Raw genomic sequence first — 14,765 nt, forward strand, 5'->3', positions numbered from 1 at the left:
CCCCACCCCCGCCCCGGGTCCGCGCCAGCTGCCGCGCGCCTCGGACGTGCTGCGGTAGAAGTCTCGCAGCTCGATCTGTTTGTCCCGCAATACCAGGGCCGTGCCCGGTGTGGCGGCCGCCGCCTCCTGTTCCGCGTCCTGCTTGGCCTCCGCCAGCCGCCGGCCGATCCGCGCCGCGAACGCCGACTGGAAGTTCAGCCGCGCGGTGACGGCCGCGACGGGCCGGCGCACCCGGGTCCGCACCCGCCGTCCCCCGCGGGTCTCGACCACCGTGCGCACCGTCGTCTCCTCCTTGTAGGTGCCCGAGCGCAGGTACGCGTCGGAGGCGCGGACCATCTGCACCAGCAGCGACGAGTACAGCGCCTCACACACGTCGATGTCGGAGGCGAAGCCGTAGGCGTAGATCACCGTCGACGTCGTGGTGATGTCGCACTGCACGTCGTTGGCGGCGGCGATCGCCAGGAACAGCTGCGCGTACGTCCGCAACCCCTTCCGGCCGGCCTCGCCGATGGTGATCAGGCGCTGCACGGGGGTGGCCCGGCGCTCCCGGCCCGCCGTGTGGGCACGCGCCACCGCCAGATCCACCGACGCCGCCGTGGCCAGCCGCTGTGCGGCGGCGAGGAACGCGTCGGCCTCGTGGGGGTTGTCGGTGGATTCCGCCTGACGGAGCAGGCCACCGATGCGGGTCAGCATCTTCTCCGAACTCACCCAGGCAGGCTACGCCCGCCGGGGTGCCCTTTCGGACCCGTGGTGATCCGAAAGGACACCACGGCGACGGGGTCGCCTATTCTCCTGCCATGGCCCCAGTGACCTTCGACCACGCGACCTGCCTGTTCCCCGGGTCGACCACGCCTGCCGTCGACGCGTTGAACCTGGAGATCGAGGACGGGGAGTTCCTCGTCCTGGTCGGTCCGTCCGGCTGCGGCAAGTCCACCTCCCTGCGGATGCTCGCGGGACTCGAACAGGTGCACAGCGGACGCATCCTCATCGGCGGCCGCGACGTCACGGCGCAGGAGCCCAAGGACCGGGACATCGCGATGGTGTTCCAGAACTACGCGCTCTACCCGCACATGTCCGTCGCCGAGAACATGGGCTTCGCCCTCAAGCTCGCCAAGACACCGAAGGCGGAGATCCGCGCGCGGGTCGAGGAGGTCGCGAAGATGCTCGATCTCGAGCAGTACCTCGACCGCAAGCCCAAGGCGCTGTCCGGTGGGCAGCGGCAGCGTGTCGCCATGGGCCGCGCCATCGTCCGCCAGCCGCAGGTGTTCCTGATGGACGAGCCGCTGTCCAACCTCGACGCGAAGCTGCGCGTGCAGACCCGCACCCAGATCGCGCAGCTGCAGCGACGCCTCGGCACCACCACCGTCTACGTCACGCACGATCAGGTCGAAGCCATGACGATGGGCGACCGCGTCGCCGTGCTCGACAAGGGGATTCTGCAGCAGTGCGCGTCGCCGCGCGTGCTCTACAACAAGCCCGTCAACGTGTTCGTCGCCGGGTTCATGGGCTCGCCGGCTATGAACCTGTTCAGGCTGCCGGTCTTCGACCGCGGGGTGATGCTCGGCGACACCACCGTGCAGGTGCCGCGCGACGTCGTCGGCCGGGTCACCGAGTCGGAAGTGGTGGTCGGCATCCGTCCCGAGCATTTCGAGATCGCGCCCGACGGCCTGGAGATGGATGTCGACGTCGTCGAGGAACTCGGCTCCGACGCCTACATCTACGGCCGCGCCCAGATCGCCGGCCGCCCGCAGCAGGTCGTCGCGCGCGGGGACTGGCGCAATCCGCCCCACAAGGGCGAGCGGGTGCACCTTCGGTTCGACCCGGACCAGGTGCACGTCTTCACCACGTCCGACGGCCGTCGCCTGGGCTGAACCGGGTGGCAGGGCACGACACGGAACCGATCAAGGTCGTGTGGAATCCCTGCAGTCCGGTGCCCTCCATGCCAGAGTAAGGGCCGATGTCGGTGGCCGGGTGCCGCCGACGAGGCTTTTCTCACGATCTCAACGGGGAGTCATTCATGATTCTGAACTCGAAGGCGATGCGCCGCGCGGCGGTCGCGGCGTCCGCCGCGTCGATGCTGGTGCTCACGGCCTGTTCCTCCGACGGCGGCTCGGACGCGGGCAGCGAAGGGGGCACCGCCGCCGGCGGTGAGGGCCGCGGCCCCATCACGATCGTCGAGGGTCAGGATCCGCTGAACACGGCGCTCGAGAGCATCATCGCCGACTGGAACGCGGAGCACCCGGACGAGCAGGTCACCTTCAAGCCGCTGGGCAAGGAAGCGGACCAGCAGCGCGACGACATCACCCAGCGCATGCAGGCCCAGAGCGACGAGTACGACCTCATCGCGGTGGACGTCACCAACACCGCCGAGTTCGCGGCCAACGGCTGGCTGCGGCCGCTCGAGGGTGACTACGCGATCGAGACCGACGGCCTGCTGCCCGCCACGGTCGACTCCGCCACCTACAACGGCACCGTGTACGCGGCGCCGAAGAACACCAACGGCGCGTTCCTGTACTACCGCACCGACCTGGTCGACCGGGCACCCACCACGTGGGCGGAGCTGAAGGAGCAGTGCCCGAAGGCGCAGGAGGCGGGCATCGACTGCTACGTCGGCCAGTTCAAGAACTACGAGGGCCTGACGGTCAACGTCTCCGAGATCGTCAACGCCTACGGTGGCAGCTTCGTCGCCGAGGACGGCACCACCCCGGCCATCGACGACAAGACCGCCGAGGGCCTGCAGTTCATCGTCGACTCGTTCGAGGACGGGACCATCCCCGAGGCCGCACAGACCTACACCGAGGGCGAGTCGCAGAACGCCTTCGGCGAGGGCCGCGCCCTGTTCATGCGCACCTGGCCGGGCTTCTTCACCGACGGTGAGTCCTCGTCGGTCGCCGGCCGCTACGGCATCGCCGTGCTGCCGGGCGTGGACGGCCCCGGCGCCTCCACACTGGGCGGCTACAACGTCGGCATCAGCGCGTTCTCCGATGCGCCGGCGACCGCCCGCGACTTCCTCGAGTTCATGCAGACGCGCAAGTCGCAGACCTACTACGCCGAGGCCGGCGGTGCGCCGGTCCTCGAGGAGGTCTACGACGACCCGCAGATTCTCGAGCAGTACCCGTACTTCGCGACGCTGAAGGAATCCCTGGCCAACGCGCAGCCGCGTCCGGTCACCCCGTACTACTCGCAGGTCTCCAAGGCCATCCGCGACAACGCCTACGCGGCGATCCGCGGTGAGAAGACGGTGGATCAGGCGCTCGCGGACACCAAGGCCGGCATCGAGACCGCCGGCAACTGATGCAGGAGTAGTACATGGCGAAGCCGCAGGTCGAGCCCGCGGACCAGTCGCCCACCACCACGGTCGGGACCGCAGTGATCGGTCCCGACCGTGGCCGTGGAGGCGGCCGGCACCGGGCTCCCGAGCCCCCCGAGCCGCCGGCCGCGGCAGCGAAGGCGCGCCGGCGGATACCGGTGTGGGCGTTCGTCGCGCCGACACTGGTCGTGCTGGCCGTCGTCATCCTGTATCCGCTCGGCCGGGCGGTGTGGATGTCGTTCCACGGCGACGCGAAGAAGCTCGATCCCGAGACGGGGCGGTTCGTCACCGGCGGCTTCGTCGGCGTCGAGAACTACGTCCGCTGGATCACGCAGAGCTGCGGCACCGCGACGGGCTCGATCCCGTGCCCACCGGGCACCCTCGGTTCGCAGTTCTGGGGTTCGGTGGGCAACACCTTCTTCTTCACCGTGGTGACGGTGGCGCTCGAGACGGTCATCGGGTTCGCGATGGCGCTGGTGATGGCGAAGTCGTTCCGCGGCCGCGGCCTGCTGCGCGCGTCGGTGCTGGTGCCGTGGGCGATCCCCACCGCGGTCACCGCGAAGCTGTGGTTCTTCATCTTCGCCAACGACGGCATCGCCAACCAGATCCTCGGCACCGAGATCCTGTGGACGGCCGACCCGTGGCCCGCGCGGTTCGCGATCATCGTCGCCGACGTGTGGAAGACCGCGCCGTTCATGGCGCTGCTCATCCTGGCCGGCCTGCAGATGATCCCGTCGGACGTGTACGAGGCCGCCAAGGTCGACGGCGCGTCCGCCTGGCAGCGGTTCACCCAGATCACGCTGCCGCTGGTGAAGCCCGCGCTCATGGTCGCGATCCTGTTCCGCACGATGGACGCGCTGCGCATGTACGACCTGCCCGCCATCATGATGGGCTCCAATCCGGCCACCTCCACCATCTCGGTGCTGGTGGTGGACCAGATGCGCCAGGGCGCGAACTCCGCGTCGGCCCTGTCGACGATCACGTTCCTCATCATCTTCGCGGTGGCGTTCGTCCTGGTCCGGTTCCTCGGCGCCAACGCGGTGCGCACGCAGGAAGAACAGCGGAAGGGGACCCCGGCATGAGCCACCCGGGCACCGGCAAGGCCCTGCGCGGCAGGATCGGCACCTACGCCGGCGTCGCGCTCATCGTCGTGTGGGGCCTGGCCCCGTGCTACTGGATGATCGTCACCGCGCTGCGCGACCCGGCCGACACGTTCAGCACCACGCCGTGGCCGTCGAACCCGACGCTGCAGAACTTCGCGGATGCCCTGGACCCGTCGGCAAAGGTCAACTTCTCCCGGGCGCTGCTCAACAGCGTGATCATCGCCGGGGCCACCACCGCGATCGCGCTGCTGGTCGGTGTCTTCACCGCCTATGCGCTCTCGCGGTTCGACTTCCGCGGCAAGTACTTCGTCACCGGCATCATCCTCGGCGCATCGATGTTCCCCGTGGTCGCGCTGGTGACGCCGCTGTTCCAGCTGTTCACCGACATCGGCTGGATCGGCAGCTACAAGGCCCTGATCATCCCGAACATCTCGTTCGTGCTGCCGCTGACGATCTACACGCTGACCTCGTTCTTCTCCGAGCTGCCCTGGGAACTCGAGGAGGCCGCCCGCATGGACGGCGCCAGCCGGGGCCAGGCGTTCCGGATGATCATGCTGCCGCTCGCGGCGCCGGCGCTGTTCACCACCGCGATCCTCGCGTTCATCGCGACCGTCAACGAGTTCCTGCTCATGTCGCAGCTGTCGAGCGAGAAGACCGCCCCGGTGACGGTGGCGATGGCCCGGTTCACCGGGACCGACCCGTATGTGACGCCGTATGCGTCGATCATGGCGGGCGGCACCCTGGTGATGGTGCCGCTGGTGGTGATGGTGCTGATCTTCCAGCGTCGCATCATCGCGGGCCTGACCGCCGGCGGCGTCAAGTCGTGAGCCGCCGGCCGTCGCGCCGGCAGCGGCTCGAGCTGCTGCTCGGGTTCCTGACGATGTTCACGCTGCTGGCGCTGGTCGGTGCGGTCGCCGAGCTGCTGTCCGCCGCGCCCGGGGTGGTCCCGTCGCTGGTGCTGCTCGGGTGTGCGGTGGCGTGGGGGCTGACGTTCCGGGCCTGGCGGCGCGCGGGCCCCTGAGGGGCGCAGTATCGCCGCAGCTCGGAGGCGGTTTCTCCGCCGGAGCGCGGGGGCCGGGCGGTGTCCGTGCGCCCTGCGGTACCCGTCACATCGGGTCGGAACTCCGTACCATGCGATCGAGAGGGTGCGATCATTCGTCGGACCCGGATCTTCCGAGAAAGTGGTACGTGTGAGTTCTACGACCCCGTCGAACCCCCAGCACAGGAAACCCACCGCCGCTGCGAAAGCGCGGCGGTGGCGCATCGTCGGCAATGTCGCGCTCGCCGTGGTGGCCGTGCTGGTGCTGGTGCCGGCGCTGGCGTTCGCGGTGGCGTACATGTCGACGGACGTGCCCCGCCCGTCGGACATGAGGACCAACCAGGTCGCGACGGTCTACGCCGCGGACGGTACCACCGAGTTGAGCCGGATCGTGCCACCCGAGGGCAACCGAGTCGAGGTCGACCTCGCGGAGATCCCGGAGCACGTGCGCAACGCCGTGCTCTCGGCCGAGGACCGCAACTTCTACAGCAACCCGGGCTTCTCGGTGAGCGGTTTCGCCCGCGCGGCCCGCGACAACGTGCTCGGCAAGGACACCGCCGGCGGCGGGTCCACCATCACCCAGCAGTACGTCAAGAACGTGCTCGTCGGCGCCGACCGGACCGTCACCCGCAAGATACGGGAGCTGGTGATCTCGACGAAGATGGCCAAGCAGTGGTCCAAGGACGAGATCCTGCAGGCGTACCTGAACACCATCTACTTCGGCCGCGGCGCCTACGGCATCGCCGCCGCCGCGCAGGCGTACTTCGGCAAGCCGGTCGGGGAGCTGTCGGTGGCCGAGGGCGCTGTGCTCGCCGGGGTGATCCAGACACCGTCGGCGCTCGACCCCGAGTTCAACCGGCCGGCGATCGAGGCGCGCTGGAACTACGTCCTCGACGGCATGGTCGAGATGGGCGAACTCGACACCGCCGAGCGCGACGCCCAGGAGTTTCCCCTGACGGTGCCGGCCGCGCAGGCGACGCAGACCAACGAGGCCGGCGGGCCGGAGGGGCTGCTGCGCACCCAGGTGATCCGCGAGCTCGAGGCGGCGGGCATCAGCGGCCAGGTACTCAGCACCGAGGGCCTGCAGATCACGACGACGATCGATCCGCGGGCGCAGCAGGCGGCGATCGACTCGGCTCGCGAGACCCTCGAGGGCGAACCGGCGAACCTGCGCACGGCCGTCGTGTCGATCGATCCGCGCACCGGCGCGGTCCGGGCGTACTACGGCGGCGAGGAGGGTGCCGGGTTCGACTTCGCGCAGGCACCTGTGCAGACCGGCTCGGCGTTCAAGGTGTTCGGCCTCGTCGCGGCGCTGAAGGACGGCATCGGCCTGAACGCCCGGTTCAGCAGCGCACCGCTGACCGTCGGCAATCTCGAGATCGGCAACGTCGAGGGCGAGTCGTGCGGCGTGTGCACCATCGCCGAGGCGCTGAAGCGGTCGCTGAACACCAGCTTCTACCGGCTGATGCTGGCCATGGAGAACGGGCCGCAGAAGATCGCCGATGCCGCGCACGAGGCCGGCATCCCGCTCGAGATTCCCGGCATCGAGGGTCCCACGCTCAGCCACAACGGCGGCGCACCGGAGGGCGGCGTCGTGCTGGGCCAGTACCAGTCGCGGGTGATCGACATGGCGTCGGCCTACGCCACGCTCGCCGCGTCGGGGACCTACCACCAGCCGTACTTCGTGCAGCGGGTCGTCAACGCGGAGGGCGAGGTGCTGCTGGACCGGCCCGCGTCTCCGGGCGAGCAGCGCCTCGACCCGGCCGTCGCGGACAATGTCACGCAGGCGATGCAGCCGATCGCCGCGTACTCGCGCGGACACGCGCTCGCGGGCGGGCGGCCGTCGGCGGCGAAGACCGGGACCACCCAGCTCGGTGACACCGGCCTGAACAAGGACGCCTGGATGGTCGGGTACACCCCGTCGCTGTCGACCGCGGTGTGGGTCGGCACGCCGGATGGCACCGCGATCACGAACAGCTGGGGCGGGTCGATCTACGGTTCGATGCTGCCGTCGGACATCTGGAAGGGCACGATGGACGGCGCCCTCGAGGGCACCGAGGTCGAGAGCTTCCCGTGGCCCGAGCCGATCGGCGGGCAGGCGGGCGTGCCGGTCGACACCGGGGTGACGGCGCCGTCGAACAATGCCCCGGCGCCCGTGCAGCTGCCCCAGCTGCAGCTGCCGGAGCTGCCGCCGATCACGATCCCGGCGCCGCCGGTGGAGCTGCCGCCGGAGATCCAGGTGCCGCAGCAGATCGAGGTCCTGCCGGGAGTGACGATCCAGATCCCCGGATAGGTGATGGCGCCGCCGTAGAGGTGAGCGGCACCGCCGCCGTGGGGGTGAGCGGCACCGCCGCCGTGGGGGTGAGCGGCACCGCCGCCGGACCCTCGGGTCGGACCGGCCTGGGGTCCGAGAGACGCCACGGCCGCGCCGCGGCCTCGAACGTGGCGAACGCCTGCGCGGCCGTCAGCTCGCCCGCGGCGACAGGACCGAACAGGCCGACGATCCCCCACGCGAGGAACCGCACCGCCGGATCGCACTCCGTCTCCTCCGCGTCGCGCTGTTCCCGCAGGTGGCCGGCAAGGACCTCGTGGACCATGTGGGTGGTGGCGCGCACGAGCACGGCGTCGCTGCGCCGGCCGGCCAGCGCTTCGTACAACCGCGGGTGCTGCTCGCACAGGTCGAACACGGTGCGCACCGGTCCCCACGGCGTCTGTCGTCCCCGAGCGCGTTCCTCGACGGCCCGCTGCACGTATTCGGTGCAGCTGACCACCAGCAGGTCGTCCTTGTCGCGGAAGTGGTGGTAGAACGTGGAGCGGCCGACGTCGGCGCGATCGAGGATGTCGCGGACGGAGACGCGGTCGTAGCCCTTTTCGGTGAGCAACTCGATCAGCGCTCGGTGCAGTTCGTTGCGGGTCCGTCGGACACGGCGGTCCTCGGTGGGCGGCACGGGTTCTCCTGCGGTCGTCGGCGTTACCGCACATTGTGCGCCCGAGTGTCCGGAACCGGACACTTTCCGGGGTTTCGCTCCTGGCGTCGCGCGGCGACCGTCGTAACCATGGAACCATGAGACACAACGACTTCCAGCGACAGTCCACCGTCCACGACGACGGACCGGGGGTGCTGATCACCCGGGTCCGTGGGTATGCCGCCTTCAACACGATCTTCTTCGCCGGCCGGCGGTCGCGGGTCGACGCCGCGGCGGCGGACCTGCTCGACCTCCGGCGGGGGCAGGCAGTTCTCGACATCGGATGCGGACCGGGGGCATTCGCTCGCGTTCTGGCCGAGCGGGTCGGTCCCACGGGGCGCGTGGTGGGGGTGGACCCGTCGCGGCAGATGATCGACCACGCGACCGCACGGGCGCGAAGGCTGCCCCACTGCGAGTTCCGCGTCGGTACGGCGCAGGAGCTCGACGACCCCGACGAGTCGTTCGATGCGGTGACCGCGATGTTCTCGATGCACCACATCCCCGAAGGCCGGCGCGACGATGCGCTGGCCCAGTTCTTCCGGGTGCTCCGTCCGGGCGGCCGGTTGCTGCTCGCCGACATGTACCCCACCGACCGGATCCGCCCGATCGCGGTGCGGGTCCTGACCCGTGCGATGCGCCACCGTCACGACGAGACCGGCACCTCGGACGTCGCCCGGGCGGTCGACCCGATCGCCGCCGTCGACGTCCGCAACTACGCCGGCGCACTGCGGAGAGCCGGATTCGACGAGCCGGCCTTCCACGAGATCCGGCCGTCGACCGGCTGCCTGGTGGCGGTCAGACCCGGTCCTCGCGGATGAGCCGGACGGCATGGTCGACGACGTCCTCGACCGACACGGACGGCTCGGCGGTCCGGTCGATCGAGAGCGACTCGACCATCGCCCACCAGCCCCGCAACCGCATGATCGTCCATGCGTCGCCCTCGGTGCCGAGCGCGGTCAGGGTCCGTTCGACCATGGTGCCCCGCATGGCCTCGCGGATCTCCCGGATCTGTGGGTCGGCGCCGAATCCGCCGTGGAACAGCGCCTGATAGTTCTGCCCGTGCCGGTCGATGAACGACACGAAGGCATACACGACGGCGCGCAACGGATCGGCGTCGTCGGGATCGGGGACCGCCGCCCGGAGCAGGCGACGAGCGGCCGCGGCCACGACCGCGACGTAGAAGTCCTGTTTGGTGGGGAAGTAGCGGAACAGCAGACCCCGGGAGATCCCGGCGATCTCGGCGACCCGGTCGACGGACAACGCGTGGATGGGCCGGGTGGCCAGTTCCTGAAGCCCGATGGCGACGAGCTGGCGCTTGCGTTCCTCCGGAGGCAGGCGTCGCCGCTTCTCGGTGCTCACGGATGGACCCTCCCTCTTGATGGTGTGCTGCGCGCCCGGCTAGTCTAACTAAGCATTGCTCAGTTAGAGCCACGGAGGCCTCATGGATTTCGGTCAATCGGAACGCTCGCGCGAGTATCTCGAGCGGCTGCGCAGCTTCGTCGCCACCGAGGTGGTGCCCGTGGAGGAGAGGCTGCGCCGGGAGCGGGTCGCCCCCTTCGCGGCACGCGGCGACAGTTCGGGTGCCGCGACGTGGTCGGTGCCCGACGAGTTCCGCGAACTGCAGCGCAAGGCCCGCGCCCAGGGCCTGTGGAACCTCTTCCTCCCCGACGCCGAACTCGGTGCGGGCCTGTCGAACGTCGAGTACGCCTCCCTGGCCGAGGAGATGGGCCGTTCCCCGTTCCGGTCGTCGATCTTCAACTGCGACGCCCCGGACACCGGCAACATGGAGGTGCTCTACCACTACGGCAGTCCCGAACAGAAGGAACGCTGGCTGCGTCCCCTTCTCGACGGCGAGATCCGCTCGGCGTTCTGCATGACCGAGCCCGGTGTCGCCTCCTCGGATGCGACGAACATGGCGGCCACCGCCCTCGTCGAGGGCGACGAGGTGGTGCTCAACGGAAGCAAGTGGTGGAGCACGGGCATCGGCAGTCCCGACTGCAAGATCCTCATCTTCATGGGCCTCACCGACCCCAAGGCGCCCAAGCACCAGCAGCACTCGATGGTGCTGGTGCCGATCGACACCCCCGGGGTGAAGGTCGAGCGGATGCTGTCCACCATGGGCTTCTACGACGAGCCCGGCGGCCACGGCGAGGTGTCGTTCACCGACGTGCGCCTGCCGCTCGACGCGATCATCGCCGGCCCCGGCCGCGGATTCGAGATCGCCCAGGGCCGCCTCGGTCCCGGCCGCGTCCACCACTGCATGCGCCTGATCGGGCTCGCCGAGCACGCCCTCGAACTCGCCTGCCGCCGGGGCCTCGACCGCGTCGCGTTCGGCAAGCCCCTGGTCAACCTCGGCGGCAACCGCGAACGCATCGCCGACGCGCGCATCGCGATCAACCAACTGCGGCTGCTCGTGCTGCACACCGCCTGGCTGCTCGACACCCAGGGCCTGTCCGGCGCGCGTTCCGCCGTCTCCGAGATCAAGGTCGCCACCCCGCGCGTGGTGCAGCAGGTGATCGACTTCGCCATCCAGATCCATGGCGGCGCAGGTCTTTCGGATGACTTCCCGCTCGCCGGTGCCTGGACGGCCGCGCGGGCGCTGCGCCTGGCCGACGGTCCCGACGAGGTGCACCAGGGCCTGGTGGCCCGCTTCGAACTCGGCAAGTACACCAACCCGGAGGGGCGCAAGTGACGATTCCCGACAACGCCCGCGCCGTCCGCGACGAGGACGCCTTCGACGTCGCGGCCGTCGCGGCCTGGCTCGGCGAGCACGCCGGCATCGCCGGAACCCCGGAGGTCCACCAGTTCTCCGGTGGTGCTTCGAATCTCACCTACCTGTTGCGCTACCCCGACCGGGACCTCGTGCTGCGCCGGCCGCCGGTGGGGGCCAAGCCGTCCTCCGGTCACGACATGGTCCGCGAGTACCGCATCCAGTCGCTGCTCGCGCCCGCCTACCGGTACGTGCCGCGCATGGTCGGCCTGTGCACCGACCACAGCGTGCTCGGCAGCGACTTCTACGTGATGGAGCGGGTACCGGGGACCATCCTGCGGGCGAACCCGCCGGCCGAACTCGGCCTGACACCCGAGCGCACCCGCACGCTGTGCCTGCGGATCGTCGACCTGCTCGTCGAGCTGCACGGCGTCGACCCCGCGGCCACGGGGCTTAGCGAATTCAGCCGCGGCTCCGGATACGTCGCGCGCCAGATATCGGGATGGACCGCGCGCTACGAGAAGGCGCGCACCGAGAACGTTCCGGACTTCGCCCGGGTCACGAAGTGGCTGAACGACACCCAGCCCGCCGACGTGGCCTCGGCCGTCATCCACGGCGACTTCCGGCTCGACAACGTGGTGCTCGACGAGAACGACCCGCTGCAGCCCGTCGCGGTGCTGGACTGGGAGCTGGCCACCGTCGGCGATCCGCTCATGGATCTCGGCTCGTCCCTCGCCTACTGGGTGCAGGCCGACGACGATCCGATGCTGCTCGCCACCAAACGGCAGCCGTCGGACCTGCCGGGCATGCTCACCCGCCGCGAGATCGTCGACTACTACTCGCAGAAGACCGGCCTCGCCGTGGACAACTGGGGCTTCTACGAGGTCTTCGGGCTCTTCCGGCTCGCGGTGATCGCCCAGCAGATCTACTACCGCTACCACCATGGACAGACCACCAACCCGGCGTTCAAGGACTTCTGGGTGATCGTCGGCTACCTGGACTCGCGGTGCAACACACTGATCGACGACATCGAGGCGGGACGCGCATGAGCACGCGGAGGAACATTCTCATCACCGGCGCGAGCTCCGGCCTCGGCGCCGGCATGGCCCGCGAATTCGCCGCGCGGGGCCGCAACCTCGCCCTCGCGGCGCGACGGACCGAGCGGCTCGAGGAGCTGCGCGACGAACTGCTCGCGAAGCACCCGGGCATCACCGTCGCGGTGCGGCGGCTCGACGTGGACCGGCACGAGGACGTGTTCACGGTCTTCCGGGAGTTCGACGACGAACTCGGCGGCCTCGACCGGGTGATCGTCAACGCGGGCCTGGGCAAGGGACAACCGCTGGGCACGGGCTACTTCCGCGCCAATGCGCAGACGGCGAACACCAATTTCCTGGGCGCGCTGGCGCAGAGCGAGGCCGCCCTCGAGCTCATGCGCCCCCGCAACGCCGGTCACGTGGTGCTGATCTCGTCGGTGAGTGCGGTGCGCGGAATGCCGCGCAATCTCACGACGTACGCGGCGTCGAAGGCCGCCGTCGCGGCGCTCGGCGAGGGCATGCGTGCGGACCTGGCCCGCACGGGCATCCGGGTGAGCACGATCTTCCCGGGGTTCATCCGCTCGGAGATCAACGAGAAGGTCGAGAACGTGCCGTTCATCGTCGACACCGAGACCGGGTGCCGCGCGCTGGCGGCCGCGATCGAGAAGGAACCGCACAAGGCGTACGTCCCGAGCTGGCCGTGGACGCCGCTCGCCTATGCGATGAAGGTGCTGCCGCTGTCCGTCGTCAGCCGGATGGTGTGAGTTCCTGCCCCGACGCGAAGTGGCCGAATGTCACATTCCTTCAGTCGAATCGAAGGAATGTGACATTCGGCCACAGAGGCGGTGGAAGCCGCGGATCAGGCGTCGGCGCCGATGATGAAGGCCTCGAGCTCGGCGCGAGCCTTGTCGTCGGCCATCTGGACCGGCGGGGACTTCATCAGGTAGGCGGAGGCCGGCAGGACGGGGCCGCCGATGCCACGGTCCTTGGCGATCTTCGCGGCGCGGAGGGCGTCGATGATGATGCCGGCCGAGTTGGGCGAGTCCCACACCTCGAGCTTGTACTCGAGGTTCAGCGGCACGTCGCCGAAGGCACGGCCCTCGAGGCGGACGTACGCCCACTTGCGGTCGTCGAGCCAGCCGACGTGGTCGGACGGGCCGATATGGACGTCGTTGGCGCCCATCTCCTTCTTGAGGTTGGAGGTGACGGCCTGGGTCTTGGAGATCTTCTTCGACTCGAGGCGCTCGCGCTCGAGCATGTTCTTGAAGTCCATGTTGCCGCCGACGTTGAGCTGCATGGTGCGGTCGAGCTGCACGCCGCGGTCCTCGAACAGCTTCGCCATCACGCGGTGGGTGATGGTGGCGCCGACCTGCGACTTGATGTCGTCGCCGACGATCGGGACGCCGGCCTCGGTGAACTTGGCGGCCCACTCCGGGTCGGAGGCGATGAACACCGGCAGCGCGTTGACGAAGGCGACGCCGGCGTCGATGCAGCACTGGGCGTAGAACTTGTCGGCCTCTTCGGAACCGACGGGCAGGTAGGACACGAGCACGTCGACCTTCGCGTCCTTGAGCGCCTGCACGACGTCCACGGGCTCGGCCTCGGAGAGCTCGATGGTCTCGGCGTAGTACTTGCCGATGCCGTCGAGGGTGTGGCCACGCTGGACGGTGACGCCGCTCGGCGGCACGTCGGCGATCTTGATGGTGTTGTTCTCGCTGGCGAAGATCGCCTCGGAGAGGTCGAAGCCGACCTTCTTCGCGTCCACGTCGAATGCGGCGACGAACTGGACGTCGCGCACGTGGTACGGGCCGAACTCGACATGCATCAGACCGGGAACGGTGGTGCCCCGCTCCGCGTCCTTGTAGTACTCGACGCCCTGGACCAGGGACGAGGCACAGTTCCCCACGCCTACAATGGCCACGCGCACCGCGGTGCTGTTCTCACCCATGGTCGGGTTCTCCTTCTGTGTTGCGTTGTGCTGTCGACTGCTCGGCGGCGATCAATTCGTTGAGCCAGCGGACCTCGCGCTCGCTGGACTCCAGTCCGAGCTGATGAAGCTGACGGGTGTAGCGGTCCAAGGTGCCGCTGGCCCGTCCGATTGCGTCGCGGAGCCCTTCTCTGCGCTCCTCGACCTGGCGGCGCCTGCCCTCGAGGATCCGCATCCGCGCCTCGGCGGGGGTGCGGCTGAAGAAGGCGAGGTGCACGCCGAAACCGTCGTCGGTGTAGTTCTGTGGCCCGGTGTCGGCCACGAGCTCGGAGAAGCGCTTACGGCCCTCCGGGGTGAGCTGGTACACGCGACGGGCTCGTCGCTTGACGGGGCCGGGTATTCCCGAGTCCTCCTCGATGAGTCCGTCGACTTGCATGCGTCGCAGCGTCGGGTAGAGGGAACCGTAGGAAAACGCGCGGAACGCGCCGAGCAACCCGGTCAGTCGTTTGCGGAGCTCGTAGCCGTGCATGGGCGACTCGAGGAGCAGCCCGAGGATTGCCAGCTCGAGCAAAGGGCCTCCTCCACCGTGTCGATGAACTTATCCGAGTGATGCGATTGTCGATTATATCGCACCGATATATAGGACGATACTGGAGGAGAGTGCATGTGACAACGA

Annotated in this window: 15 protein-coding genes; 10 read left to right on the forward strand and 5 right to left on the reverse strand. The window is 69.2% G+C overall.

The genetic code is table 11. The features are described 5' to 3' along the window. The coding region (locus G6038_RS19365; RefSeq protein WP_165039417.1) for a DUF2786 domain-containing protein at positions 1-708 on the reverse strand (708 nt) is incomplete at its 3' end. A gap of 89 nt (positions 709-797) precedes the next feature. On the opposite strand from G6038_RS19365, the gene ugpC reads away from it, so the two are divergent. From ugpC to G6038_RS19395, 6 genes are all read left to right on the forward strand, one after another. Further along, on the forward strand, positions 798-1,871 hold the full coding sequence (gene ugpC / locus G6038_RS19370; RefSeq protein ID WP_165039418.1) for a sn-glycerol-3-phosphate ABC transporter ATP-binding protein UgpC: 1,074 nt from the start codon (positions 798-800) through the stop codon (positions 1,869-1,871). A gap of 146 nt (positions 1,872-2,017) precedes the next feature. Beyond that, positions 2,018-3,295, forward strand: a complete 1,278-nt coding sequence (locus G6038_RS19375; protein WP_165039419.1) for an ABC transporter substrate-binding protein — start codon at positions 2,018-2,020, stop codon at positions 3,293-3,295. Between the two features lie 14 nt (positions 3,296-3,309). Next, on the forward strand, positions 3,310-4,392 hold the full coding sequence (locus tag G6038_RS19380; protein ID WP_165039420.1) for a sugar ABC transporter permease: 1,083 nt from the start codon (positions 3,310-3,312) through the stop codon (positions 4,390-4,392). Next, positions 4,389-5,240, forward strand: coding sequence for a carbohydrate ABC transporter permease (locus G6038_RS19385; protein WP_165039421.1), 852 nt, complete (start codon positions 4,389-4,391; stop codon positions 5,238-5,240). The genes G6038_RS19380 and G6038_RS19385 overlap by 4 nt, the downstream gene beginning before the upstream one ends. Beyond that, on the forward strand, positions 5,237-5,434 hold the full coding sequence (locus G6038_RS19390) for a hypothetical protein (RefSeq protein ID WP_165039422.1): 198 nt from the start codon (positions 5,237-5,239) through the stop codon (positions 5,432-5,434). Before G6038_RS19385 ends, G6038_RS19390 begins: the two co-directional genes overlap by 4 nt. Positions 5,435-5,603: 169 nt before the next feature. Further along, positions 5,604-7,745, forward strand: coding sequence for a transglycosylase domain-containing protein (locus G6038_RS19395; protein ID WP_165039423.1), 2,142 nt, complete (start codon positions 5,604-5,606; stop codon positions 7,743-7,745). On the opposite strand, the gene G6038_RS19400 is transcribed toward G6038_RS19395, so the two are convergent. Continuing rightward, on the reverse strand, positions 7,648-8,400 hold the full coding sequence (locus tag G6038_RS19400) for a TetR/AcrR family transcriptional regulator (RefSeq protein ID WP_346772861.1): 753 nt from the start codon (positions 8,398-8,400) through the stop codon (positions 7,648-7,650). The two genes, G6038_RS19395 and G6038_RS19400, sit on opposite strands and share 98 nt — an antisense overlap. Before the next feature lie 116 nt (positions 8,401-8,516). On the opposite strand from G6038_RS19400, the gene G6038_RS19405 reads away from it, so the two are divergent. Next, on the forward strand, positions 8,517-9,236 hold the full coding sequence (locus G6038_RS19405; RefSeq protein ID WP_165039425.1) for a class I SAM-dependent methyltransferase: 720 nt from the start codon (positions 8,517-8,519) through the stop codon (positions 9,234-9,236). Here the strand turns inward: G6038_RS19405 and G6038_RS19410 are convergent. Beyond that, entirely contained in the window at positions 9,214-9,777 is a 564-nt protein-coding gene (locus G6038_RS19410; RefSeq protein ID WP_165039426.1) for a TetR/AcrR family transcriptional regulator, read from the reverse strand. The genes G6038_RS19405 and G6038_RS19410 overlap by 23 nt on opposite strands. An 82-nt stretch (positions 9,778-9,859) precedes the next feature. Here G6038_RS19410 and G6038_RS19415 point away from each other — a divergent pair, with 82 nt between their 5' ends. From G6038_RS19415 to G6038_RS19425, 3 genes are read left to right on the forward strand one after another with little or no spacing between them, the layout of a single operon-like run. After that, positions 9,860-11,110: an acyl-CoA dehydrogenase family protein gene (locus G6038_RS19415; protein ID WP_165039427.1), complete on the forward strand. Its 1,251-nt coding sequence runs from the start codon at positions 9,860-9,862 to the stop codon at positions 11,108-11,110. After that, entirely contained in the window at positions 11,107-12,177 is a 1,071-nt protein-coding gene (locus G6038_RS19420) for a phosphotransferase family protein (RefSeq protein WP_165039428.1), read from the forward strand. The genes G6038_RS19415 and G6038_RS19420 overlap by 4 nt, the downstream gene beginning before the upstream one ends. Continuing rightward, a complete protein-coding gene (locus G6038_RS19425; RefSeq protein WP_165039429.1) occupies positions 12,174-12,926 on the forward strand; it encodes an SDR family oxidoreductase in 753 nt (250 codons plus the stop codon). The genes G6038_RS19420 and G6038_RS19425 overlap by 4 nt, the downstream gene beginning before the upstream one ends. A 95-nt stretch (positions 12,927-13,021) precedes the next feature. Here the strand turns inward: G6038_RS19425 and G6038_RS19430 are convergent, their stop codons facing one another. After that, entirely contained in the window at positions 13,022-14,110 is a 1,089-nt protein-coding gene (locus G6038_RS19430) for an inositol-3-phosphate synthase (protein ID WP_165039430.1), read from the reverse strand. Next, the gene (locus G6038_RS19435; protein WP_165039431.1) at positions 14,103-14,660 is read right to left on the reverse strand and encodes a PadR family transcriptional regulator; all 558 of its coding nucleotides are present in this window, start codon (positions 14,658-14,660) and stop codon (positions 14,103-14,105) included. Before G6038_RS19435 ends, G6038_RS19430 begins: the two co-directional genes overlap by 8 nt. Positions 14,661-14,765: the final 105 nt, after the last annotated feature.

The sequence above is a fragment of the Rhodococcus sp. 14C212 genome (genome assembly GCF_011058195.1).
GTDB lineage: Bacteria > Actinomycetota > Actinomycetes > Mycobacteriales > Mycobacteriaceae > Rhodococcus > Rhodococcus aetherivorans.